Source organism: Nocardioides sp. LHD-245 (assembly GCF_030929495.1).
Lineage (GTDB): Bacteria > Actinomycetota > Actinomycetes > Propionibacteriales > Nocardioidaceae > Nocardioides.
Genome location: NZ_JAVFWN010000005.1, coordinates 83153 through 107059, shown reverse-complemented (window position 1 = coordinate 107059; position 23907 = coordinate 83153). Strand labels below are relative to the sequence as shown.

At 73.7% G+C, this 23907-nt stretch carries 17 protein-coding genes; 9 read left to right on the top strand and 8 right to left on the bottom strand.

The annotated features are described in order from the left end of the window. The first annotated feature begins 131 nt into the window (after positions 1–131). A complete protein-coding gene (locus RB608_RS09525) occupies positions 132–3155 on the top strand; it encodes a TIR domain-containing protein (RefSeq protein ID WP_308087850.1) in 3024 nt (1007 codons plus the stop codon). Here the strand turns inward: RB608_RS09525 and RB608_RS09520 are convergent. Next, a complete protein-coding gene (locus tag RB608_RS09520; protein WP_308087592.1) occupies positions 3133–4386 on the bottom strand; it encodes a tyrosine/phenylalanine carboxypeptidase domain-containing protein in 1254 nt (417 codons plus the stop codon). The genes RB608_RS09525 and RB608_RS09520 overlap by 23 nt on opposite strands. A 143-nt stretch (positions 4387–4529) precedes the next feature. Further along, the gene (locus tag RB608_RS09515) at positions 4530–5606 is read right to left on the bottom strand and encodes a hypothetical protein (protein ID WP_308087591.1); all 1077 of its coding nucleotides are present in this window, start codon (positions 5604–5606) and stop codon (positions 4530–4532) included. 165 nt (positions 5607–5771) lie between these two features. Here RB608_RS09515 and RB608_RS09510 point away from each other — a divergent pair, with 165 nt between their 5' ends. The 3 genes from RB608_RS09510 to RB608_RS09500 all read left to right on the top strand — a co-directional run bounded on the left by RB608_RS09510 (position 5772) and on the right by RB608_RS09500 (position 8425). Further along, entirely contained in the window at positions 5772–6731 is a 960-nt protein-coding gene (locus RB608_RS09510; RefSeq protein ID WP_308087590.1) for a hypothetical protein, read from the top strand. 131 nt (positions 6732–6862) lie between these two features. After that, positions 6863–7624, top strand: coding sequence for an enoyl-CoA hydratase-related protein (locus tag RB608_RS09505; protein ID WP_308087589.1), 762 nt, complete (start codon positions 6863–6865; stop codon positions 7622–7624). 153 nt (positions 7625–7777) lie between these two features. Next, positions 7778–8425 (top strand): hypothetical protein, encoded by a 648-nt coding sequence (locus RB608_RS09500; RefSeq protein ID WP_308087588.1) that lies wholly within the window; start codon positions 7778–7780, stop codon positions 8423–8425. A gap of 58 nt (positions 8426–8483) precedes the next feature. Here the strand turns inward: RB608_RS09500 and RB608_RS09495 are convergent, their stop codons facing one another. The 4 genes from RB608_RS09495 to RB608_RS09480 all read right to left on the bottom strand — a co-directional run bounded on the left by RB608_RS09495 (position 8484) and on the right by RB608_RS09480 (position 13687). Continuing rightward, positions 8484–9134 carry a hypothetical protein gene (locus tag RB608_RS09495; protein WP_308087586.1) on the bottom strand — a complete coding sequence of 217 codons (651 nt, stop codon included), beginning with the start codon at positions 9132–9134 and terminating at the stop codon, positions 8484–8486. Beyond that, a complete protein-coding gene (locus RB608_RS09490; protein ID WP_308087585.1) occupies positions 9127–9666 on the bottom strand; it encodes a SigE family RNA polymerase sigma factor in 540 nt (179 codons plus the stop codon). Before RB608_RS09490 ends, RB608_RS09495 begins: the two co-directional genes overlap by 8 nt. Before the next feature lie 100 nt (positions 9667–9766). After that, positions 9767–11698 (bottom strand): FAD-dependent oxidoreductase, encoded by a 1932-nt coding sequence (locus RB608_RS09485; protein ID WP_308087584.1) that lies wholly within the window; start codon positions 11696–11698, stop codon positions 9767–9769. Positions 11699–11731: 33 nt separating this feature from the next. Beyond that, on the bottom strand, positions 11732–13687 hold the full coding sequence (locus RB608_RS09480; RefSeq protein WP_308087583.1) for an RNA polymerase sigma factor: 1956 nt from the start codon (positions 13685–13687) through the stop codon (positions 11732–11734). Positions 13688–13883: 196 nt separating this feature from the next. Between RB608_RS09480 and RB608_RS09475 the strand changes: the two genes are divergently transcribed. Continuing rightward, a complete protein-coding gene (locus RB608_RS09475) occupies positions 13884–16415 on the top strand; it encodes a LuxR C-terminal-related transcriptional regulator (protein WP_308087582.1) in 2532 nt (843 codons plus the stop codon). Positions 16416–16455: 40 nt separating this feature from the next. Beyond that, positions 16456–17337: a TIGR03619 family F420-dependent LLM class oxidoreductase gene (locus RB608_RS09470; protein WP_308087581.1), complete on the top strand. Its 882-nt coding sequence runs from the start codon at positions 16456–16458 to the stop codon at positions 17335–17337. A 25-nt stretch (positions 17338–17362) separates the two neighbouring features. Here the strand turns inward: RB608_RS09470 and RB608_RS09465 are convergent, their stop codons facing one another. Further along, positions 17363–17992 carry a TetR/AcrR family transcriptional regulator gene (locus RB608_RS09465; RefSeq protein ID WP_308087580.1) on the bottom strand — a complete coding sequence of 210 codons (630 nt, stop codon included), beginning with the start codon at positions 17990–17992 and terminating at the stop codon, positions 17363–17365. Positions 17993–18329: 337 nt separating this feature from the next. On the opposite strand from RB608_RS09465, the gene RB608_RS09460 reads away from it, so the two are divergent. The 3 genes from RB608_RS09460 (at position 18330) to RB608_RS09450 (ending at position 22432) form a co-directional block, all read left to right on the top strand. Then, on the top strand, positions 18330–20564 hold the full coding sequence (locus RB608_RS09460; protein WP_308087578.1) for a UvrD-helicase domain-containing protein: 2235 nt from the start codon (positions 18330–18332) through the stop codon (positions 20562–20564). A 195-nt stretch (positions 20565–20759) separates the two neighbouring features. Continuing rightward, complete coding sequence (locus tag RB608_RS09455) at positions 20760–22232, top strand: fatty acid desaturase (protein WP_308087577.1); 1473 nt, start codon at positions 20760–20762, stop codon at positions 22230–22232. A 5-nt stretch (positions 22233–22237) separates the two neighbouring features. Then, positions 22238–22432 carry a ferredoxin gene (locus RB608_RS09450; protein WP_308087849.1) on the top strand — a complete coding sequence of 65 codons (195 nt, stop codon included), beginning with the start codon at positions 22238–22240 and terminating at the stop codon, positions 22430–22432. An 83-nt stretch (positions 22433–22515) separates the two neighbouring features. Here RB608_RS09450 and RB608_RS09445 read toward each other — a convergent pair whose 3' ends face one another. Next, a complete protein-coding gene (locus RB608_RS09445; protein WP_308087576.1) occupies positions 22516–23751 on the bottom strand; it encodes a helix-turn-helix domain-containing protein in 1236 nt (411 codons plus the stop codon). Positions 23752–23907 lie beyond the last annotated feature (156 nt).

Below are 23907 nucleotides of genomic sequence, written 5' to 3'. Positions count from 1 at the left end.
GCAAGTGCCCCGTGTGCGGCATCAAGTGGGGCTGATCCCGGACCCGGCAGGAGCAGCCGTCATCGCTCCTGCCGGAAGGATCGGTTCGACAGCGGTGCCCCTCGATGGATGAGAGGATCTGCCGCGTGGACATGCCGCTGCCCTTCAAGGTCGCGCTCAGCGGAGGGCCGTACGCGTTCGTGTCGTACGCCCATGGCGACGCAGTGCGGGTCTACCCGCTCCTCGCCCAGCTCCACCGGGAGGGCTACGAGCTCTGGTACGACGAGGGCATCGAGCCGACCGAGGCCTGGGCCGAGTCCATCCCGCGGCGGATCGACGGATCCAACCTCTTCATCGTCTTCGGCTCGACCGTCGCCTACAGCCGCCGAGGCGTGCGGATGGAGGTCGACTGGGCGTTCAAGCACGGCGCCGAGATCCTGGTCATGCAGCTCGACGACGAGATCGCCCTGGGACTCGACTTCCTGAGCGGCGACGAGCAGAAGATCCTGATGCCCCTGAGGGCGCGGGAGGACGTGTTCGTCGAGCTGAGGGATGCGCTGGCGCGCCACGGCATCACCCCCACTCCCGGCCGGACGACCGCTCCTGCCGACCTACCGCCCGCCGCGAGGCCGAGGACGGGCATGCCACGGCGGCAGCGGCCGCGGCCCCACCAGTCGGTGACCGACACCTTCGCCGACCGGGTCCCCGAGAGCGAGGCGCTGCGGACGTCCGTCGAGCACCAGCTCGCCCGCCTGCGGGGCGCGGTCGAGATCGCCGACGGCGTCTTCCCGAACGTGCTGGTGTTCTACGGCCAGGGCGGTCGCGGCAAGACCGGGATGTCGAAGCGGATGGAGCAGTGGGTCACCGGGCGGCTGCCCGAGACCTGCGAGTGGGGCGGATGGCCGCACCCCGGCGTCGTGCCGGTGCGCTGGGACTTCCACGACTCCGAGGGCGTGTTCCCCGTCCGCGACCTGCTGCTCTCGCTACGCCGGTCGCTCACGTCGGTCGGGCACCGCTGGCTCGCGCTCGATCTCGCCCTCGCGGCGTACTTCGAGGCCGTCCGGGGGAGCGACGGCGACCTCGGCCTGTCCGGCGTGGTGGCCGACGACATGCTGCTGTCGCTCCAGACCGTCGCCGGCCAACTCGGCATGGGCATCCCGAGCACACTGAGCGCCACCAGCGTCCGCCGCGTCGTCAACGAGATCGACGTGGCCGGCCGGTCGCTGCCGATGTTCGAGGAGTACGACGGCCTCGGCGAGCTGTTCGACGCGATCGGCCACATCCCGCAGGGATCGCAGGCGCCGGACGTCGTCGCGGACCTGCTCTACCTCCTCACCCAGGAGATCTTCTACCTCCCGGCCTCCCGCCGGCCGGCGCTGGTCGTCTTCGTCGACCCCTTCGAGAAGATCGAGCGGCACGGCAACCACGCGCTGGAGGCGACGATCGCGTCCTTCGTCGCCCAGCTGCCGTACGCGCTGTTCGTCGTCACCGGTCGCAACCGGCTCAGCTGGGCCGACGCCCGTCGCACCGAGCTCGGCCACGCGGGAGCGGCCTCCTGGCCGGGGCTGGCGGAGGGCGCGACCGAGGATCCCCGCCAGCACCTGCTCGGCAAGCTCAGCGACGAGGACGTCCGGCGGATCTACGACCAGTCCCGGTCCGGCGCCGGATGGGACCTCCCCGACGACGTCGTCTCCGAGCTCGTCGCGCGCGCGGACGGTCTGCCGCTCCACATCGACGCGGTGCTCGCGCTGCTGCACAACCTGGAACGAGCCGTACCCGCGCGGACCTACACCGTCGCCGACCTGGGCGGTGAGCTGCCGCAGGTCGTCGTCCAGCTCCTGGAGGTGCTGTCCCCGGAGGAGGCCGACGCGTTCCGTGCGGCCTGCGTCCTCCCCTCCTTCGACCTCGACCTGGTGACGGCGGTCGCCGGGGTCAGCGGTGGCGCGGCCGAGCGCGCCATCCGGTACGCCCTCGTCGAGGAGAACGACGAGGGCTCGATCTATCCCTTCCGGGTCCACGACGAGATCCGGCGACTCGTCCAGCTCGACCGCAAGTCCGTCGGCTACTGGTCCGACAACGACTGGCGTGAGGCCGCCGAGCGCGGCATGGCCGAGGCGGTGCGCCGGGTCGAGGACGGGCACGAGCAGGGATCCGACGCCGCGCAGATCGAGGGGACCGCGCTCGCGCTGCGGCTCGGCTACGAGTGGGACATCTACACGCCCGGGCTGGCCAAGATCGTGAACGACGGCCCGTCCATCGCGGCGCTGGCCCGGCTCGTTCCGTCGCCCGGCCCGGAGGCCGCGACCGACATCGCGGCCCTCCTCGCGTTCGTGCACGCGTGCGCCCTGCCCTTCTCCGATGCTCCCGACGCGCTGGTGGCCATCCGGCCCGCCCACCCGGAGATCGGCGCCCACGTCGACCTGTTCACCGTCTACCGGCTGCGCAGCCTGTCGCGGTTCGACGAGGCCCACAGGCTGATGACCGCGACCGTCGAGAGATACCCGGACTTCGCGGCGAAGCACCACCACCAGTACGCCGTCACCCTCCGATCGTCCCGACGCTTCCACGAGGCCCTCGCCTATGAGGCCGAGCACCGGCCCGACATCCTCGACCGTTTCCGGACTGTCATCGACCGGCTCCACGGCCTCACCCCGGGCAACGAAGCCGACCTCGCGTACGTCGCCCGGCAGTCCTCGCGACGGTTCCGGCTGGAACTGATGGTCACCAACCTGAGGGACCGGGCGCGGGTCGAAGGTGTGGAGCGGGACGAGGTCGTCGAGCTCCTCCAGCGCGCCGTCGACACCGGTCATCGCACGGCTCACCTCGACTGCCTGACGGTGCTCGGGTATCTGGCCCTCAAGCGTGACGACGAGTTCGGCGCCCTCCTCGGTCGCGTCCGCACCCTCATGGCGAGTTACGGCAGTACCGGTCCGGCCGTCGCCCACCTGCTGGCGCTGCGGGGTCTCTACACCCAGGACCCGGACGACGCCCGTCGCGCCTTCGACGCCGTCGCGAAGAAGAAGCGGGGCTCGGCCTGGATCCCGACGGAGATGTGGCTGGAGGAGATCGGCAGTCCGCTGCCGCCGGTCGACACCCAGTGGCTGATCGCGCCGGACCAGGTCCGCGCCAACTGGCGTGCCGTCGCCGACGGCATCATCGCCCGAGCGCCCGAGTAGCGCTCGCCGCGTCCGACAGCGGTGGCCCGTCCTCCGGACCGGACGCGGTGAGGTGGAACGGATCGCCGTTGGGATGGATCCAGGGGCGGTCACGGGACGGGATGAGGTCGTGGACCAGCGAGAGCGGCCACACCGCGGCCCTTCCGTCCGCGATCGCCTCCCTCACCGGCGCGATGTTGGCGAGAGGCTGCTTGGCCGCCATCAGGACCGCGTAGTCCTCCGGCTTGCCGCGCAGATGCCGGACCAGTGCGAGGTAGCCGGAGAGGTAGGAGACGTCCTTGAGGTGGGCCCCGGGCGCCCGCAGGTCGGCGAAGCCTCTCTTCGCGCGCAGCGCGATGTCGACGGCGAGGGGCGGGCTCGTGTGCGCGAGCAGCGTCTCGACGACCTCCGCGAACGGACCGTCCATCGCCGTACGGGCGGCGAGCACCCGGAGGGCGTAGGTGCGCAGGCTGGTCAGGTCGAGGACGCCGAGCCGCGCCTCGTTGAGGACGGCCAGGCCCTCCTCCGTGGGCTCGGCGACGCCCAGCGGCGTGGCGAGCAGGAGCAGTGGCTGCGCGCAGGAGTTCTCGAACCGGAGCACGTGGGTACCCACCTCGTGGGCGAGCAGGCGCTCGAGCTCCGAGGTGGTGAAGATCGCGCTCGCGGAGAACCGGATCCGCCGCCGTGGCGAGTTCACGGCGACGCGAGCGTGCATGCTGTCCGACTCCACGACCGACCAGGCGGCCAACCCGACCCCGTCCAGGACGCCGCGGAACCGCCGGACGGCCTCGCCTGCGGGGACCACCTCCTCGTCGCGGATCTCCACCGGGATCGCGAGCACCGCGTCGGCGACGCGGAGGAGTTCGCCGCCGGGGTCTGCGAACCGGTTCCGGGTGTCCTCGGCGATGACCTCGGGATCGTGGGAACGGACGGCTCTCGCCGCGCCGATGGTCGTGGCGACGTGGTCGGCGACCAGCCGGCCCCAGGGACCGCCGACCTCGCTCGCCATCGTGGAGGCGCGGGCCCCCACGGCTGCGGCCGCCGCCGGGTCTCCGGCCTCGGGGTAGATCAGGTCAGGGGTCACGATCCGCCCCGCGCGTAGCGCCGTGAGGACCTCCGCGCGCGCCTCGGGGAGATTCCTCGGCGTCGCGTGGTGGGTGACGGCCGACGCGGAGCCGAGCTCACGGAGGACTCCCGCGACCTCGTTCAGGCGCTGGACCTCGTCCTCGGGCGACCCGACGTCCCCTCCCATGGGCACCTCCTGTCTCTGGGCCCGGATCTCCGGTCGCGGCCACGTCCTGTTCGGTCGCTGTCCCTGACCGATCCCGGGAGGGCCTCCGTGACGGGAGGCAGGCCGGGCCCGCTGCTCCCCTGGCCGGCGTGCGGTGCCGCCGGTCAGGTGCCGTCGTCCGCGTGCCGCTCGATGAATCGGGTGAGCCGCTTCTTCCAGTCTTGCTCGTCGGTGCCGACCCGGGCCCGCTCGGCCAGTCGGAGCGCCGCGGGGACCAGCCCGAGGTCTCCGATGCGCCCCTCGTGCAGCTCCAGCTGGTCGATGAGGCGCCGGCGGAGTCCGCTGTCGGTCAGATTGAGCTCGGTGAGCGCTGCCAGGGCGGTCGCCAGGTCCATGTCGAAGAGGGTGGGCAGGAGGCGCCGCGCCACGCCCACGTCGTCGCTCGTGTTGGCGATCTCGACGACGGCCTCGAGGAAGTCACGGCGCGGGGGACGCTCGATGTAGAGATCGGCGAGGCGGGCGAACGCGAGTCGCTGGACACCCTGCTCGGGGGACCCGAGGAGGGCGAGGGCGACGTCCTCGGTCGCCGACCGGCGCAGCGCCAGGGCGACGATCGCCTGTTTGCGCGGTCCCTTCTCCTCCGTCTCGTCGAGGGCGAGCTCGGTCGCCCATTCCAGATGGTGGGCCGGGAGCGACTCCGGAGCGTGGAACAGGGTGCGGAGGAACCGGCGGCGGTTCTGAGTCTCGAGCAGCTGGAGCGCCAGCGTGAAGGTGTTCGCGAGCTGCCGACGGAGCACCTCGCCGAACCCGTTCGCCGGGAACGGGACGATCGTGACCTGATGGTCGCGCTCGACTGTGGCGAGGGTCTCCAGCAGCTGCTGGTCGCCGGGACCCGCGGCGCCCTCCCCGTCACTCCGCACCGCCTGGGAGAGCTCCAGGTAGCGGTGGTACGTCGAGTCGAGGCAGAGCATCACGAACGGCTTGCCGCTGGTGACCACCTCGCGGAACTCGGTCGTCCAGGTGATCGAGCCGAGCGCCCGCACGATGACGAAGACGCACAGCTCCGAGCTCTGCACCGAGGCCCGGGAGTTCTCCGCCCAGGTCGCTGTCGCGGTGTTGACGTAGAGGATGTCGCCCGAGAGGTAGTGCAGCGGTGTGCCGCCGAACTCGGACACGACCCGCACGAACTCGTCGCGCACCTCAGCGGTGTCGCCCGCCCCGCACAGCAGGATGTCGAGCATCGGGTCCCCCCATCAGCCGGATCCGTGGATCGGCGCCCATTCTTGCAGCCGCCGGGTGCGGCGGCCCTGGCTTTCCCCATCGGCCCCCGGGGACGGCCGCGCCGAACCGGGATCGGTTCACCGGTCGGTCGGACACCCGGTCCGGCGGACCGAGAGGAGCCTGCTGTGCGCCCGTTCCCGATCATCCCGATCATCCCGTCCCTCCTGGCCCGGGTCGCCGCATGGCTCCGTCCCGCGGCGACCCACCGCGAGTCGCGGCCGACGCCTCGCGCCCCAGCACCTGTCGTCGTACCTGCTCCACGCAGCCGTCCCGCACCTCGATCGCTGGCCGTCATCCGGTCGGCTCGCCTGAGGACGACCGACGGCGACCGGCTCTTCACGGTGCTGGCGACCTGCCGTGCGGGCCGCCGCCGGTTCGTGCTGACGAGCAGCGGCGACTGCTCTCAGAGCTCCCGGGCGGCGCTCGGCCTCGACGCCTTCGAGCGGCTGCTCGCCGACGCCGAGCGGTACGACGAGCGGGTGGTCCTCCTCGTTCGTGATGCCCGGCTGCTGGCCGCGCTCCGCGAGTCTGCCGCGGCCTTCCCGCGGATCGACCTCGTGGCGAGCCCGGGCGTCGACCCCCTGGGGCGCCTCGACGCGGCGGCCCGTGAACGGCTGCACGCACAGGCGGCGCCGGCCGCGGCCGCTCCCGTCTCGACGCGGCCCGTATCCCCGTTGCGGGTGGGCACCGATGCCTCGAAGTCGCGGCGCCGAGGGGTCGGCCTGGGGGTCGCGACCGAGCGCGGCGAGGTCACGGCGCGCTTCGTCGGGCAGACCACCGACATCCTCCACGGCGAGCTGCAGGCGATCGGGCTCGCGCTCGACAGCTACCCGGGGCGGCCGTTGCTGATCGAGTCGGACTCACTGAACGCCGTGCGCTATCTGACGGAGCGCTCTCGGCCCTCAAACCCGTCCACGCCGCGGCCGTCGCCACGATCCTGGCGCGCCTGCGGGCGACGTCGTCGCGGGTCGTGTGGGTCCGCGGGCACAACGGCCATGTCCTCAACGAGGCCGCCGACCGCGCCTCCCGGGCCGCGCGGCGCCAGCACGAGTTCGGCCTCGGGCCCGACTGGCTGGACAGGCTGATCGCCGGCATCGCGGCGGACTGCTTCGCGGCAGCCGCGTGACCGGCCCGCCCCAGCAGGAGGAGATCGGCGGTCGGTGCGTGCCATGGACCGGACCCGCGGTGGCGGGTACGACGAGGCAGGATGGCCCGCATGACTGACGCACCCGCCGAGCTGGTCCACCTCGACGTCGCCGACGGCATCGCGACGATCACCCTCGACTCGCCCCGCAACCGCAACGCGCTCTCGCGCCAGCTGGTCACCGAGCTGGTCGGCCACCTCGCGACGGCGGACGCGGCGGACGACGTGCGGGTCGTGGTGCTGAGGTCGTCGGGCCGGGTGTTCTGCTCCGGTGCCGACCTCTCGGAGGCCTCGACGGTCCCGATGCAGGAGGGCGCGCGGGCCATCGTGGCTCTCCAGCGCCAGATCGTCGCGCTCACCAAGCCGGTGGTGACGGTCGTCGAGGGAGCCGCCCGCGCGGGTGGCATCGGCATCGTGGCCGCCTCCGATGTGGTCGTGGTCGCCGCCGACGCGACCTTCGCGCTCACCGAGGTCAAGCTCGGGCTGACCCCCGCGGTCATCTCGTTGACGGTGTTCCCGCGGCTCACCCCGCGCGGCCTCGCCTGGACCGCGCTCGGCGGCGAGGTGTTCACCGGCGCCGAGGCCGCCGACTTCGGCCTGGCCACCTTCGCCGTCCCCGCGGACGAGCTGCAGACGAAGGTCGACGACGTCGTCGGCAAGCTCGCCACCGGCGCCGCCCAGGGCCTGCGCGAGACCAAGGGCCTCCTCGCCGCCGACCTGCTCGCCCGGATCGACGCTCAGGGCGAGGAGCTGGTCGAGCTCAGCGCCCGGCTGTTCGGCTCCGACGAGGCCCGTGAGGCGATGACCGCCTTCCTCACCCGCACGAAGGGCTGACCTGGCGGCTCACCTACCGATTTCGTCGTCCGGACGGCGGGTTCGCGACAGTTCCGGTAGTTGCGCGGAACCGGGGTGGAGCAGGGGCCGTCCCACGGTCGAGAGGTTTGCGTCGGACCCATCCGGAGCATGAGCCTCGGGGGAGGTAGGGACATGGTCGAGAAGAAGATCGCCGGGCTGGCACTCGCCGGCCTCGCCGCGGCAGCCCTGGTGCTGCCCTCAGGACCGGCCGCGCGGGCCGCCGACGCCGGGGAGGGCGCCGCCGACGAGGCCTGCCTCCTGCGCGCCACGACAGGAGAGCTGCACTGCTACCCCAGCGCCGACGCGCTGCTCGAGGCGGTGACCGGCGTCCCCACCGACGGGCTGACGACCGCCGACCTCAGCGAGCGGTCGACGCTCAGGTCGATCGAGACGGGCCTGGTCCGACAGGATCGCGCCGCGGCCTCGCGCGCCGCGCGGGCCGCCCGGACCGGCCTCGACGAGCCGGTTGCCGCGGCCCCCGCCCCGGCGCCGCTCGCGTCGGTCGTGACCGCGATCTTCTACGACGGCACCTACGGCACCGGTGCCGCGTTGGTGATGGAGGCGGCGAGCGGGTGCGACGACGACCTGGACGTCGAGTGGGCCTGGCCGACGCTGACCTCCAGCTGGCGCAACCGGATCCGCTCGGGCACCGGCTACGCCCGTTGCGACTTCAAGGTCTGGAACAACGCGTCCTACGGCGGCGCGTCGTACGGCTATGTCGCGAGCTCCGGCCACTTCGGTGCCCTCGACGCGGCGGCCAACTCGGTGAAGATGCGCTGAGCCGCTGAGCTGCTGCGCCGGCGGGCGGCGCGCGACGGCGCCCACCTGGGAGACACACCTAGCCCGACCCGGCCGTGCCCCCGGGGTGCACATCGATGGTGCGCAGCGCGACGAAGCCCAGCGGCGCCGGGGCGCTCGGGTCGCCACAGTCCGGCAGCGCGGTGTCCGCCGGCAGATCGAGGGTCGTGGCGTCGCCGGTGGAGAAGGTCACCCGGACCCGAGGCGGGCCGTCCCCGCACCAGGTGGCCCAGGTGAGCTCGAGGAGCGCGTCCTGGCCGGGGTGCAGCCGGACCCGCGGCGTGCCGGGGGCGAGCGTGGTGGTCAGGGCCTCGACGCCGGCGCCGATGTCGATCCGGGTGCCCGGGCCGATCGGGCACCGGGCGTCGCCGCCGGTGCCGCCGCCGAGCGTCAGGACCAGGGTGGGCCCGGCCTCGCCGAGGCCGGTGCTGACGCCCGCGGAGCGCAGCGTCACGCCCGCGCAGCTCGGAGTCGGCGCGGCCGGCTGGGGCGTCGAGTCGCCGCCGCGCAGCATCGTGCCCACGACGCCCGCGCCGGCGACGACGCAGACGGCGGCGGCGACGCCGGCCACCCGGCGCTGCCGGTGACGGCGCTGGGCGCCGGCGACCCGGGCGGCCAGGTCGGGGACGTGGGGGACGGGGATGTCGCCCTCCCGGACGAACGCGCGCAGCTGCTTCTCGAGGTCACTCATGGGCCGACCTCCCCCCGGTCCGGCCGGCGGCGTCGCTGTCGTCGGGGATCACCGGATCGCCGTCGTCGACCCCCATCAGCCGCCGCAATGTCGTCATGCCGCGGCTGGCCTGGCTCTTGACCGTGCCGGGCCGGCAGGCGAGGACCTCGGCGATCTCCTTCTCGGAGCAGTCCTCGTAGTAGCGCAGCACGAGGACTGCGCGCTGCCGGGGCGGCAGCTGCTGCAGCGCCGCCCAGAGGTCGGAGGTCCAGGCCGGCTCCGCATCGCTGGTGGCACGGTCCTCGGGCTCGGCGAGCAGGACGTCGCGCCGGTCGCGCTTGCTGCGGCTCCACCACAGCCGGGTCATCGTGCGCCGTGCGTACGCGTCCTGGTGCTCGACGTCGCGGACATGGCGCCACCGCCGGCCGAGGCGCAGGAACGTCTCCTGGGCGAGGTCGGCGGCCGTGTGCGGGTCGCCTCCGGTCAGCAACATGCCGTAGCGCAGGAGGCCGTTCTGCTTCGCCGCGACGAAATCGGCGAAATCGGCATCCACGCGCCGCTCACCTCCTCACGCGACTCCCGAGACGTCGTATCCATGACTACCCAAGGCGGTTCGTACCCCCGAGGGTTGCATCACCGTCGTGATTCGTGGGTCACAGGGTCGCGACGAGGCGGGCCGCGTCGGCGGTGGCGCCCCGGATCAGGCCCAGGCCACCGGCGTCCCCGACGACGTGTACGTCGACGCCGGGCAGCGCCGCGACCAGGCGGTCGCGCACCGCGGAGTCGGCGACCACCTCGCCCGCGAGCACGACGGCGTCCGCCGGCAGGATCCGTAGCCGGCCGTGGGCGGGCACCCAGTGCACTCCCGTCTCGGTGATCGCGGTGACCGTGGCCCCGACGTGCACGGTGACGCCGAGGCGGTCGAGACGGTCCATGTGCTCGCCGCGGCGCTTGGCTCCGAATTCCGGCGCGATCTCGGCGCCGGAGTGCAGCAGCGCGACCAGCGCCCCGGAGGCGGCGAGCATCTCGCACCACTCGACGGCGGCCAGCCGCGCACCGACCACGACGACCCGGCGCCCCGGGGGCGGCCGGTCGGGGTCGATGCCGGCGACGACGTGCGGCAGCGCCGCGCCGGGCAGCTCCGGGACCTCGAGCCGCCCGCCGGTGGCGACCACCACCAGCTCCGGGGAGAGCGCCCGGACCTGCTCCGGGTCGGCCGCGGTGCCCGGCCGGACGTCGACTCCCGCGTCCTGCACCCGGGCCAGCAGCCAGTCGAGATAGCTCCGGTTCTCGGGGTGGACCGCGCAGGCGGCGCCGAGCGCGCCGCCGAGCCGGGGTGAGCGCTCCAGGAGGACCACGTCGAGGCCGGCCTCGGCGGCCCGCCAGGCGGTCTCCAGCCCCGCCGGCCCGCCGCCGGCGACGACCATCCGTCGGGGTGCCGCCGGCGCGGACCGCGCCAGCGCGAGCTCGTGGCCGGTGAGCGGGTTCACGGCACACTCGGTGGCCAGCCTCTCCTCGAGGGTGTCGATGCAGTTCTCGCACGAGATGCACCGGCGTACCAGCGCCGGTCCGCCGAGCGCGCCGGCGAGCTTGCGGGGCAGGTCCGGGTCGGCGAGCAGCGGCCGGCCGAGCGCGACGAAGTCCGCCCGACCGTCGGCGAGGACCTGCTCGGCCAGCGCCGGGTCGTGCAGCCGCCCGACCGCGATGACCGGGACGTCGACCACCTCGCGCACCGCCGCAGCGCCGCCGACGTTGAGCCCGTCGCCGTCATCGGCGGCGTTGACCATGCCGGTGACCAGCCGGTCGATCACCCCGCCGCTGACGTGGAAGGCGGCGACGCCGGCCTCGACGAGCAGCGGCGCCATGGTGGCGGTGTCGTGCACCGGGCGTCCGGCGGCGACCCGCTCGTAGCCCGAGATCCGCAGCGTGACCGGGAAGTCCGCGCCCACCTCGGCGCGGATCGCGGCGAGTGCCTCGAGCACCACCCGGATCCGCCCCTCGACGGACGTGCCGCGGTACCGGTCGCCACGCCGGTTGCGCTGCGGTGCGAGGAAGGAGCCGAGGAACATGTAGCCGTGCGCGGCGTGCAGCTCGATCCCGTCGTACCCCGCCTCCCGGACCCGCGCCGCCGCGGCCCGGAACTGGTCGATGATCGACGCGATCTGCTCCTTCGTGGCCTGCGCGGAGGGCCGTCCGGTGAGGTACGACGGGATCACGGACGGCCCGAGCGAGGTGACGCCGAACAGTTCCGGGCCGAGTCCGTCCGGGCCCGCGTGGACGAGCTGCGGCTGGATCCGGGCGCCGTGTGCGTGCACCGCCTCGACCAGGCGTCGGTGCGCCGGGATCGTGGCGTCCACGCCGATCTGCAGGCCGCCCGGAGTCTCCGGGTGTCGCGGGTCGATGCCGGTCGCGCCGACGGTGACGAGTCCGACGCCTCCGGCCGCGCGGGTCGCGAAGTGCGCCACGGTGCGGTCGGAGGGATGGCCGTCGGGGGTGCCGTACATCGTCTCCATCGGGGACATGACGATCCGGTTGCGCAGGTCCATCGAGCCAATCCGCCCCGGGGCCAGCAGATGCGGAAACATGGAACATGTTCTACCCGGGATCGGGGGTCCGCGTCAGTAGGTCGCGCTGCCCCGGGGGGTGCCGTCGGCGGTGAGCGCGACCGTGCCGGTCGGAGGTGGACCGACGGTGACCGGGGTCATGGTGACCGCGAGGTCGGGGGGCGCGGCGCCGGCGTAGGCGAACCGGCAGTCCATCGTGAACCCGGCCGGGAGCATGAAGCCGCTGCCCGCCCCGATCTGCGGGTCGCCGGGATTGGGGCCCCAGCAGGTCCAGCCGGCGCCGCTCACCCCGCCCGCCGGGACGTAGGTGTCGGAGTCCACGGTCACGGCCGCGGTCAGCGGGTAGCTCCCGGGACCGGTGGCGCTCACCGGCGCGGTCAGCCGCCAGTCGCCGCCGCCGAGGTCGGCGACGGAGAGCGCGCCGAGTGCGGGGCAGGCGTAGTAGGCGCCGAGGTCCCCGCTGAAGCGCTGCTGGGCGTCGGCGGCGAGGACGTAGCCGCTGCGCGGCTTCCCGGTCACCTCCCAGGCGCCCTGCCTCCCGTCGCCCTGGGTGAGGACGTACTCGACGCCCGGGGTCGGCGGCATCGCGAGCGAGCCGAAGCTGCCACAGCCGCTGATCGCGGTGGCGCTCGGCGCCGTCGGGCGTACGGCGACGGGCGGTGCCGCGCGGGTCGCGCCGAGCTTCCCGGGGCCGGTCGCCGCGGTGCCCGGCCGCGGACCGGGAGCGGCCGTCGCCGTGGCGCCGGTCGTTTGACCGGTGGGCTCCAGCGGATCGACCGCCGGCGTCGTGCCGTCGCTCGCTCCATCGGTGGCGGGGTCCGTGGCGGTGGGGTCCGGGCTCGCGCCGGTGCTCGACGGCAGGTCCGGCCGGCCGGTGGCCGCATCCGTCGCCGGGTGGTCGGCGGCCGGGCCGTCGGCGTCGTCAGCGCCCGCGACGACCCACCAGGTCACGGCGACCAGGACCAGCACGAGTGCCGCCGCGGCCAGGGCGACGAGGGTGATGCCACCCGCACCGGCACCGGCACCGGTCATCGTCGCGCCGCGACCGGTGAGCAGCCGCAGCACCCGCGCGGGACCGGACGGTGGGCGCGGGCCCGTCGCGCCGCGGCCCGCCCCGCCGCCGGCCGCCGCGGCCCGGGCAGCGGCGGCTCCTGCCGCACCCGCACCGGCGGCGGACGCCGTCGTGCCGCCCGACTCACCGGATCCGCCGGGGCCGCTTCCTCCGGCGGCGCCGACCAGGTCGAGCAGGCCGGCCCCGGCCCCACCCACCAGCAGGACGGGCAGGACCATCCCGGCGAGCTTCCGGTTCACATGCTGCAGGTCGGCGGCAGCCGCCGAGCAGGCGGCACAGGTCGTCAGATGGGCCTCGAGCCGGGCTCCGGCCCGCGGGCTGAGGCTGCCTCGGACATGGCTGCCGAGCCGCTGACGGACCCACGCACACGGCTTGGTGCCGGCGGCCGTCGGCAGGTGGTGCTCAAGGTAGGCGACCTTGAGTCCCTCGCGGGCGCGGTAGGCCAGCGACGACACCGCGGCCGGCGACATGCTGAGCATGGCCGCGACCTCGGGTACCTGGTGGCCCTCGACCTCGAGGTGCCACAGCACCCGCTGCCAGCGGTCGGGCAGGCTCCCGAGTGCCGCGACGGCAACGCCTTCGTCGAGCTCCTGGACCTGCTCCTCCACCGACTCCGTGGGGCTCTCCAGGAGCCACGGCTCGTCGGAGACCGGCGCCTCGCGGCCGGCGCGACGCATCAGGTCGCGGTGCCGGTTGCGGATCGTCGCGAACAGGTAGCCGCGGAAGTTGGTCACCGGTCCCTCGCCCGCGCGGATCCGCGCGAGCACCCGCGCGAACGCGTCGGCCACCAGGTCCTCGGCGGCCGACGGGCCCGCGAGGATCACGGCCAGCCGGCGCGCGGAGGCCACGTTGTCGGCGTACAACGCCTCCAGCGCGGCGGCATCGCCGGCGTGGGCGCGGCGCAGCAGGGCGTTCTCGTCGGGCAGGTCGGTCGGCATCTTCCGGCAGTCGATCTGTTGGTGAAGGGGTGCTAGGAGGCTACCGCTGGACGGCGCCCGGAGGAGACGGGACGCCGATGTGCGAAATCTCCTGAGAAACCGCGTCATGAGCGCGACCGGCCGTGCGTCTTGCTTCCCCGACTGCCGCGGCGAACCGGGGGGAACGCGCGCACCGCACCGACGACAGGGCACACCGATGGCGCATTCCCCCGGCGCGACCAGCACCCCCTCCCGTCCGTTCGCGACCCTTCGGCGCGAGCGTCTCCTCGAGCTCCTGGACCGCGCTGCGCCGGTGACGGTCCTGCAGGCGCCGTCCGGCTTCGGCAAGTCCACGGTGGTGCGGCAGTGGCTGCGCTCCGGCACCGCGCCCGCGTTCCGGTGGGTGTCGGTCGGCGCCGTCACCGGGGACCCCGCCGCCCTGCGGGCACTGCCCGACGCGCCGGTGGTGGTCCTCGACGGGTACGAGCGCCTCGGCGCGGCCACCGAGGCCGTCGACGCGCTGGTCCGCGAGCACGTCCTCACCCGGCCCGGGGCCCGGGTGATCGTCACGACCCGGGCCACGACCGGACTCCTCCGGGCGGGCGAGCCGCCCGGCGCGGCGACGGTGATCGACGCGGGCGACCTCGCGTTCACCGCGGAGGAGACCGTGCGCTTCCTCACCCAGGACGGCTCTGACGCCCTCCGGGTCGCCGCTGTCGACGTGCACGCCGACACCGACGGATTCCCCCTGGCCGTGCGTGCGGCCAGCCTGGCCCCGGCGCTCGCGACGCGGCGTGGCCAACAGGCCCGGGGCATCGGCGGCTGGTGGACGATCGTCGCCCAGGACCTGGCCGCCCAGCTCGACGGACCCGCGGCCTGGCGCTTCGTGCAGGACACCTGCGCGGCGCCGTACCTCGACGCCGGGCTCGCGGGCACGCTGAGCGGCCGGTCGCCGGCAGAGGTGGCGGACCTGTTCACCGGGCTCGCCGCCGACGGCAACGGACGTTGGGAGAACGATGCCGCGGGGCGCCGGGTCTTCCGGATCGTCGACTCGCTGCGCGCCGCCGCCCGCGGCGCGCTGCTCGCGACCGACACCGACCGGCACCGCTGGGGCACCGGCGTCACCGCGACCTGGCTGCACGGCCGCGGCGACCACCTGACGGGCCTCGCGCTGGCGGTGGCCGCCGGCCGGCACGAGCTCGCGGGACGGATCGTGTGCGCCGCGCTCTCGGCGGTCCCCGAGACGGAGGTGACCCGGCGCCTCGACGACCAGCTGAGCCGGATCCCGCGGGCCGCGGTCGTCCAGAACCCGCGGCTCGCGCTCGCCCGCGGGCTGGTGCTGAGCGGCAACCCGACGACCCGGCAGGCCGCGCAGGAGTACTTCGCACGGGTCGTCGACCACCCCGCGGAGCCGCCGGGCGGGCCGGACCCGGGGCCGCGGGCGAAGGGACGGGAGAGCCCGTTCTTCCACCAGGTCGCCCGGTCGGTCGCCCTGCGCCACCTCGGCCGGTACGTCGACGCCGGGGCCGCCGCCCGCGCCGCACTCGAGATTCTCGATGCGCCCGACGCCGGCGTGGCGCTCGCCGCGGCGCACGCCGAGCCCCTCGCCGACGTGCGGGCGGGTGCGTGGCGCCATCTGGCCTTCTCGCTCCTCCAGGTCGGCGATCTGGACCGGGCCCACCTCCTCGCCGGGCGGGCCCTGGCGCTCGCGCGGCAACCGTGGTCGCACGCCGACACGACGGCGTACGCCGTCGGCCTCGCGGCGATCGACGGCCGGTCGCGGACCGCGGCCCGCCTGCTGGGGCCGGGGATCGAGCAGGGAGCGGCGGCCACGCACGGCCTGGCGGCGGTCGGTCGGGGCCTGCTGCGGCTGGACCGCTTCGAGTTCGCGGACGCGCTGGCCGAGCATGACGGGGCGTCGTACGACGGCATCGGGGAGCTGTGGCCCTTCCTGGCCTGGACCCGGTTGCAGGCCCTGCACGGCCTCGGGGACGTCGGAGCCGAGCTGGAGCGGATCTCCGCGGCGCTCCGCTCCCGCCCGGCGCCGCCCGGTGTCGGCGAGAACCTCGGGACGGCCGCGCTGCACGGCCTCGTGGCCGCCGTGCTCATCGCGCAGGGCCGGGCCCGCGATGCCGAGCCGCTGCTGCACGGGACGACCCGCTGGACCGCCCAGCTGGCGCCGGCCCGACTGCTCGCCCGGCTCGCCGCCGGCGATCCGGCGGGTGCACTCGACCTGGTGCCCCGCCTCCAGGTCCAGGCGGGACACACCGTCCGGTCCCGCGCCGCCGTCGCCACCCTCGGCGCCGCGGCGGCGCTGCGCGCGGGCTGCCGGGACGCGGCCGGGGCGCTGCTCGACCAGGCCGCGGCCCGGTACGCCGAGCACGGGGCCCGGGCGCACCTGCTGCACGTGCCGGCCGACGACCTCGCGGCGCTGCGGGAGCACGCGCTGCGTCACGACGACGCCGCCGCGGCGTACCTCGACGCCGACGTCGTCGCCGCGGTCCGCGGTCGCGCGGGCGCCCTCGACCCCGGCTCCGACGCGGCGCCGCTCACCGGCCAGGAGATCGCGGTCCTGCGCGCCTCCCTCGACCATCCGCGGCGCAGCCAGGTCGCGGCGGCGCTGCACCTGTCGCCGGAGACGGTGAAGTCCCACATGCGCAGCATCTACCGCAAGTGGGGCGTGAACTCGCGGGAGGCGGCCATCGAGCGCGGGATCCAGCTCTGCGTCCTCGGCGGACCCACGCCCTAGGGCCTAGAACATGTTCTAGTTCGTCGCCTAGGGTGCAGTCGTGGACTTCGCGATGGTGACCGCCTACCACCCGACCGACCAGCTCGTCGCCCTGGCGCGCGGCGCGGAGCAGGCAGGGTTCGCGGCGCTCAGCCTCGCCGACCACGTCGTCGACCTGGAGTCCATCGCGACGCCGTACCCCTACACCCGCGACGGCGGGCGGCGCTGGAAGCCCGAGGTCGACTGGCCGGACCCGTGGGTCACCATCGGCGCGCTCTCGCAGGTGACCACCGAGCTGCGGTTCTTCACCTCGATCTACGTCGCCGCGATGCGCAACCCGTTCGTGGTCGCGAAGGCGATCGGCACGGCGGCAGCGCTGTCCGGTGGCCGGGTCGCGCTCGGCGTGGGCGTCGGCTGGTGCCGTGAGGAGTTCGAGCTCCTCGAGGAGGACTTCGCCACGCGCGGCCGGCGCACCGACGAGGGGCTGGACCTGATGCGCGAGCTGTGGCGACCCGGCTGGACCGAGTTCGCGGGCGAGTTCTACAGCTGCGAGCGGCTGGTCATGCTGCCCGAGCCGCCCGGACCGATCCCGGTGTGGGTCGGCGGGCTGTCGGACGTGGCGTTCCGACGGGCCGCCCGCAACGACGGTTGGATCGGCGACATGGCGAGCGTCGACGAGGCGATCGCGATCGTCGAGCGGCTGCGCGGCCTGCGGCGGGAGGCAGGCCGCGATCCCGACGAGCCGTTCGCCGTCGTACCGGCGCTGACGGACGCGGTCGTGCCCGAGGACTTCGCCCGTGCCTCGCGCGGCGGCGTGACGATGTGCATGACGATGCCGTGGATGTACTACTACCCGCAGGACGCGCCGCTGGAGCAGAAGCTCGACGGCATCGCCCGGTTCGGCGCCGACATCATCGCGCCGACCCGGGCCCTGCTCGGCTGAGCGTGGATCCGGGCTGAGAGGCGGCTCAGCCCTCGAGGTACGCCGTCAGCATCGTCACGATCGCGCGGTGGGCGCGATCGAGGTCGATGTCCGCCCCGAGCAGCCGCTCGTTGCGCATGCTGCGCAGCATCGCGGGCAGCACCTCGGACATCGCGACGGAGCGCTCCTCGTCGAGCTCCGCGCCGTCGATGCCCTCGAAGAAGCGGACGAACGCGCGTGCCGTCATCTCGTCGAGCGTGCGGATCGAGGCCGCCGTGCGGGGATGGGTCTCCTCCAGCACGTCCAGCGGCCGGGGCAGCGCCCAGCGCATGGTCTCGATGGTGACCGCCTGCGGCGAGTCGAGCAGCGCGCGGTAGAGGTCGGCGACCTCGGCCACCCGCCCCGCGACCGTCGTACTCGTCGGCTCGGCCCACAGGCCCGGCGCGGCGACGACGACCTGGTCGACGACGGTCGACCAGAACCCGTCGGAGTCGCCGAAGAGGTTCTGCACCGAGCCCCAGCTGAGCCCGGCCTCCTTCGCGACCATGTTGATCGACACCGTCTCGGGACGACCGGTGCCGAGCATCTCGATCGCGGTGGACAGGAGTCTCTCGCGCGCGGCGACGCCGCGGCGATTCGGCTTGCGGGGCGGGGTCGCCCTGGGTGTCATGTTCATCGTGCTACCCCCCTTGGACACGCGATGCGTCAGACCATCTCGACAACAGTAGTGCCTTTGGTGGGCGTTCGCCGTCCCCTCCGGCCAAGAGATCCCGCCAGTAGGTGGCGCCTGCTGCGCGCCGCGATACGCGCGCGCTGGCGGCGTTGGCGTCGCTCGATGGGCGGACAAGCACGACTTCGCTCCGCCGTCGTGCCATCACCCGCGTCTCACGGCGCTCGCGACGCCGCCCCCTACTGGCGGAATATCTACGGACTGTCGGCGCCTGTAGAGTTGGTGGCTTGCCGCCATCGGCGCGGCGATCGAGAACGAGTGCGGACGGCAGGGGTCACGAGCGGTGGCAGACGAGCTGGTGGAGCGCGAGGTCACGGCAGAGCAGAGGTTCGTCGACCGGGTCTATCAGCAGCTGGAGCAGGCCGGGAAGGCCGCCCAGCAGCTGGCGAGGGAAGGCCACTCCCGGGCGCACCTCGGTCACGAGGGCGGCCTCGTTGAGCGCGACGCGATGGTGTTCCAGGCGGCCAAGCGGATCGCGCAGCTCGACGCCGCCCACGAGGGCCTGGTGTTCGGCCGACTCGACCTCGATGCCGCGATCGACGCCGCCCCGCGGTACGTCGGACGGCTCGGCCTGCGCGACGACGCCCACGAGTCGCTGCTGATCGACTGGCGCGCGCCGGCCGCCGCGGTGTTCTACCAGGCCACGGCGGCCGACCCGCACGGCGTACTCCGCCGCCGGGTGCTGCGCAGCGCCGGCCGCAGTGTGGTCGGCGTCGAGGACGAGCTGCTCGACGCGGCGGGCCTGGACGCGGCCGAGGCCGCGGGTCGCTCGCTGCCGATCGTCGGTGAGGGCGCGCTGATGGCCCAGCTCTCCCGGGCCCGGGACCGGTCGATGCACTCCATCGTCGCGACCATCCAGGCCGAACAGGACAAGGCGATCCGGGCACCCTCCCGGGGTGTCGTCACCATCTCCGGCGGCCCCGGCACGGGCAAGACGGTCGTCGCGCTGCACCGGGCGGCCTATCTCCTCTACACCGACCGCCAGCGCTACGAGCGCGGCGGCGTCCTCGTCGTCGGCCCGTCCGGCGTGTTCATGCGCTACATCGAGCGGGTGCTGCCGTCGCTCGGCGAGACCGCGGTCGCGCTGCGCAGCCTCGGCGAGGTCGTCGACGAGGTCCGTGCCACCCGGCACGACGAGCCGGCCGTCGCCGACATCAAGGGCTCGGCTCGGATGGCCGAGCTGATGCGGCGCACGGCGCGCCAGCAGGCGCCCGGCAGCCCGCGCGAGTACCGCGTCTTCTGGCGCGACGACCGGCTGGTCCTCGACCGCGGCAAGCTCGGTCAGATCCGCCGGCAGCTGATGTCGCAGGGCCTGCGCAACAAGCAGCTCCCGCGGGTCTCCCACGCCCTCCTCGACGCGCTGTGGCGCCAGGTCCGCGGCGAGCGCGGCCGCGAGCAGGGGCGCGAGAGGTTCAACGACGAGATCCTGTCGCGCGACGACTTCCTCGACTTCGCGCTGTCCTGGTGGCCGCCGCTCGACGCCGCCACCGTGCTGTGCTGGCTGCGGGAGCCGGAGTTCCTGGCGCGGGTCGGCGAAGGACTGCTGACCGGCGAGGAGCAGCGGCTGCTGGCCAAGACCTGGGCGCACCTCGACCCCACCCGGGCGATCAGCCCGCAGATCGCCATCGAGGACGTGCCGCTGCTCGACGAGCTCCGCTACGCCCTCGGCGACCTCCCTCAGAAGGCCGACGACGAGCGGGACGACCCGATGGCGCTGATCGAGGGCGCGGTCGACATCCAGGAGCTGATCACCGCCGCGGACCGCGAGTTCGCGCCGTCCGGCCGGCCCTGGCGTCCGCCGGTCTCCAGCATCGAGGACGACGGCTACGCCCACGTCCTCATCGACGAGGCGCAGGACCTCACGCCCATGCAGTGGCGGATGGTCGGCCGCCGCGGTCGCACCGCCTCCTGGACCATCGTCGGCGATCCCGCCCAGTCGTCGTGGCCGGTGCCGGCCGAGTCCGACGCCGCGCGGGCCGCCGCCCTCGAGCGCAAGCAGGTGCACTCCTTCCACCTGTCGACCAACTACCGCAACTCCGCCGAGATCTACGCCCACGCCGCCGCCTACGCCGCGCGGGTGGGTCTCGACGCCGACCTGCCCGACGCCGTCCGCCGCACCGGCGAGGAGCCGGTCGTCGTCGACCTCCCGGCGGGCGCGGGCGCCGCCGAGCTCGAGGCCGCGACCCGGGCCGCCGTCCTCGAGGTCGCGGGCCGCGTCTCCGGGACGGTGGGCATCGTCGTACCCGTCGCGCGGCGCTCGGAGGTGAACGCGTGGCTCGCCTCCTGGCCCGAGCTCGCGGACGACGCCGCCGGTGCGCGGGCCGCGATCGACTCGTCTGTCACGCCGTCGGGCGAGGACCGGATCGTGGTGCTGACCGGCCTCGACACCAAGGGCCTGGAGTTCGACGGCATCGTGGTCGTCCGGCCGCAGGAGATCGAGGACGAGTCCGCCACCGGCCGGGCCACGCTCTACGTCGTCCTCACCCGGGCCACGCAGCTGCTCACCACCGTCGGCTGACGCCCCGGGCCGCGACGGCTCAGCGACAGCGATCCGATCACGTGGGTTGATCGGATCGCTGTCGACCACGCATTGTGCACGCTGCCAACGCCTCCGGCCGAAGTTGTGCGCCTCGCCCGAGAGCGTGAACCGCCCGCGCTGCCACCGTGGAGGCCTACCCGGCGACCGCCGTCGCCACGTCCGAGGAGGCATCCGATGGCCACGTACGCAACCCGAGGGGCAGACGGCACGACTGTCCGGTGGCGGGACACGAAGCGCTACCTGTGGGTTCTCGGACTCGTCGTCCCGTTGACGCCGATCGTCGGGATCGCGCTGTTCGAGGCGACCGGCAGCGCGCTCTTCTTCTGGCTGACACCGGTCGTGTTCTTCGGGCTCATCCCGCTCATCGACCTCGTCGCCGGGTACGACGACACCAACCCGCCGGACGACGTCATCGACGCGCTGGAGAACGACAGGTACTACCGCTGGGTGACCTATCTCTACCTGCCGGTCCAGTACGGCGGCTTCGTGGCGGCGATCTGGTACCTCGCCACCACTGACATGGCCGTGCTGGCCAAGGTCGGGCTCGCGGTCTCGGTGGGTGTCGTCGGCGGCGTCGCGATCAACACCGCGCACGAGCTGGGGCACAAGCGCGAGTCGGTCGAGCGCTGGGCGTCCAAGATCGCGCTGGCGCAGACCTTCTACGGCCACTTCTACATCGAGCACAACCGCGGTCACCACGTCCGCGTCGCGACCCCCGAGGACCCGGCCAGCGCGCGGATGGGCGAGAGCGTCTACCGCTTCTGGCCGCGGACCGTGGCCGGCTCGCTCAAGAGCTCGTGGGAGCTCGAGGCCAAGCGCTACCAGCGCAAGGGCACGCACCCGTTCCACCTCGGCAACGACGTGCTCAACGCCTGGCTGATGACCGTCGCGCTGTGGGGTGGGCTGATGCTCTGGCTCGGCCTTGCCTACGACGTCAACCCGCTGAGCCTGCTGCCGTACCTCCTCCTCCAGGCGGTCGTCGGCTTCTCCCTGCTCGAGGTCGTCAACTACATGGAGCACTACGGCATGGTGCGCCAGAAGGTCGGCACCCCCGGCAAGATGCGCTACGAGCGGGTCACGCCGGCGCACTCGTGGAACTCCAACAACATCGCCACCAACGTGCTGCTCTACCACCTGCAGCGACACAGCGACCACCACGCAAACCCGACCCGCCGCTACCAGACGCTGCGCGACTTCGAGGACGCTCCGGTGCTGCCGACCGGCTACACCGGCATGATCGTGGTCGCCATGTTCCCGCCGGCCTTCCGGGCGGTCATGGACAAGCGCGTGGTCGCCCACTACGACGGCGATCTGCGGCTCGCCAACCTGCACCCCGCCAAGCGGGAGAAGCTGCTGAGGAGGTACCCGGTGCCTGCCGAGCTCCTCGCCGCCGAGGCCGCGGTGGAGGCCGCGGTCGAGGCCGACACCAGCGCCCACGAGCTCACGGGTGAGGTGCTCGCCGCCCAGTGCCCCGGCTGCCAGTACACCTACGAGGTCGCCGAGGGCAACGAGCTCGAGGGATTCGCCGCCGGTACGGCGTGGCAGGACATCCCCGACGACTGGTGCTGTCCCGACTGCGGCGTACGGGAGAAGGTCGACTTCAAGGCCGTCGAGCCTCGCCGCCACATCAGTCAGGTCGGAGCGTGAGTGCGATGCACATCGTGGCCGACCTCAGGAAGTGTGCGGGCCTCGGGATGTGCGAGTCGATGGCCAACGACTACTTCGAGGTGGACGAGGACGAGGAGCTGGTCAGCGTCCTCGTCGAGAACCCGCCGGAGGCCGACCGGGCCCACGTGTACGCCGCCGTCCAGGCCTGTCCCGTGCTCGCCCTGACGCTCGAGGGCTGAGCGACCCGGACCACGGGCGCAACGTCATTCGTTCTGTGGGCTCCAACCCACGGGACGAATGACGCTACGCCGATCACCGGCTTTCACGGCCGGTGGAACAGGTCGTGGTGGCGCAGCGCGACGGCCAGCTGCGGGCTGATCCGGGCGATGGGGTGGCCGAGCATCTCCTCGGCCTGGCCGAGCCGGTAGCGGATCGTGTTGCGGTGGACGACGAGCGCGCGGGCGGCCTCCTCGGCACTCCCACCGCTGTCGAGGTACGCCGTGAGGGTCTCCCGGATCCGCTGGGTGCTCTCGTCCTCGCCGACGAGCGGGCCGAGCTGGCGGGCGACGAAGCGGTCGACCTCGGCGGAGCAGCCGAGCAGGACGGGCAGCTCGACGTCGGTGTAGAGCGCGAGCCAGGCCGAGGTGTCGGGGGTGGCGACCCGGAGCGCGCCCTGGGCCTCGCGGTGCGAGGCGACGAAGCCGGCGATGCCGGGGGTGGCCGAGCCGACGCCGACGACCACGCTCTCGTGGGCGAGCGAGCCGGGGGTGTCGGCGAGGGCGGCGAGGGCGGACAGGTCCGGGGCGTCGCGGGTGCCGAGCCACATCCACAGCTGGCGGCCGCCGGGCTTGACCACGAGCGGGCTGGCCGCGCCGATCCGGCGGGCGAGCTCGGTGGCGAGCTGCTCGAGGGTGCCGGCGCGCTCGGCGTCCGCGACGGAGAGGACGACGGCCGTGTGGTGCACCGAGATCGGGTAGCCACCCAGCGCGGACGACGCCTCGCGCGCCTCGCTCAGCTCGCCGGCCAGGATCGAGCGGGCCGCCTCGTAGCGCTGGGCCGCCGCACCGGCCAGGACCCGCGAGCGCGCCGCCTGGTAGGTGGCGACCGACTCGGTGATCGACTGGTCGAGCCAGACCCCGGCCCGGTTCCAGAAGTACATGAGCAGGTCGGCCCGGTCGAAGTCGGCTGGCGGCAGCGCCTTGATCAGCTCGCTGACGTAGTCCCACACCTCCTGCTGGGCGACCCGGTAGAACCGGATGAGCATCTCGAGCGGCAGCTGCCGGTCGGCCAGCTCGACCGAGAGCCGGCGCGCGGCGTCGACGAGGTGGAAGTGCTGCTCGGGCTGCGCGAAGTCGCCGAGAAACGCGATCCAGTGCTCGCGAACGGTGATCCGGACCTGCTCGGGCAGTCCCTCGACCGCGCCGACCTCGGGGATCTCGGTGAAGATCGCGTTGGTCACCCGGTCGACCCAGACCTCGACCTCGTCGGGCTGGGCCTGCTCGGCGACATAGGCCAGGAGCCAGGGCGCCAGGTTCGACGGGATCGACGCGCTGCTCACGTCCCCACCCTAAGGGCGCGTCTCCTCACCCTAGAGCTCCGGCTCGTAGGTGGCGGTCTTTGTGCACAGGGACAAAGCCGTCGTTCTTCTTTGGACCGCCACCACGAGAGCGTGACCGCCGTCACCGAGTGAGATGGCGATCAACAGACGGGCCCG

Excerpts from the sequence above, each read along its gene's own strand:
- RB608_RS09525 (WP_308087850.1), top strand. The coding sequence starts at position 132 with ATGCCGCTGCCCTTCAAGGTCGCGCTCAGCGGAGGGCCGTACGCGTTC.
- RB608_RS09520 (WP_308087592.1), bottom strand. The coding sequence starts at position 4,386 with ATGGGAGGGGACGTCGGGTCGCCCGAGGACGAGGTCCAGCGCCTGAAC.
- RB608_RS09515 (WP_308087591.1), bottom strand. The coding sequence starts at position 5,606 with ATGCTCGACATCCTGCTGTGCGGGGCGGGCGACACCGCTGAGGTGCGC.
- RB608_RS09505 (WP_308087589.1), top strand. The coding sequence starts at position 6,863 with ATGACTGACGCACCCGCCGAGCTGGTCCACCTCGACGTCGCCGACGGC.
- RB608_RS09500 (WP_308087588.1), top strand. The coding sequence starts at position 7,778 with ATGGTCGAGAAGAAGATCGCCGGGCTGGCACTCGCCGGCCTCGCCGCG.
- RB608_RS09495 (WP_308087586.1), bottom strand. The coding sequence starts at position 9,134 with ATGAGTGACCTCGAGAAGCAGCTGCGCGCGTTCGTCCGGGAGGGCGAC.
- RB608_RS09485 (WP_308087584.1), bottom strand. The coding sequence starts at position 11,698 with ATGTTTCCGCATCTGCTGGCCCCGGGGCGGATTGGCTCGATGGACCTG.
- RB608_RS09480 (WP_308087583.1), bottom strand. The coding sequence starts at position 13,687 with ATGCCGACCGACCTGCCCGACGAGAACGCCCTGCTGCGCCGCGCCCAC.
- RB608_RS09475 (WP_308087582.1), top strand. The coding sequence starts at position 13,884 with ATGGCGCATTCCCCCGGCGCGACCAGCACCCCCTCCCGTCCGTTCGCG.
- RB608_RS09465 (WP_308087580.1), bottom strand. The coding sequence starts at position 17,992 with ATGAACATGACACCCAGGGCGACCCCGCCCCGCAAGCCGAATCGCCGC.
- RB608_RS09455 (WP_308087577.1), top strand. The coding sequence starts at position 20,760 with ATGGCCACGTACGCAACCCGAGGGGCAGACGGCACGACTGTCCGGTGG.
- RB608_RS09450 (WP_308087849.1), top strand. The coding sequence starts at position 22,238 with ATGCACATCGTGGCCGACCTCAGGAAGTGTGCGGGCCTCGGGATGTGC.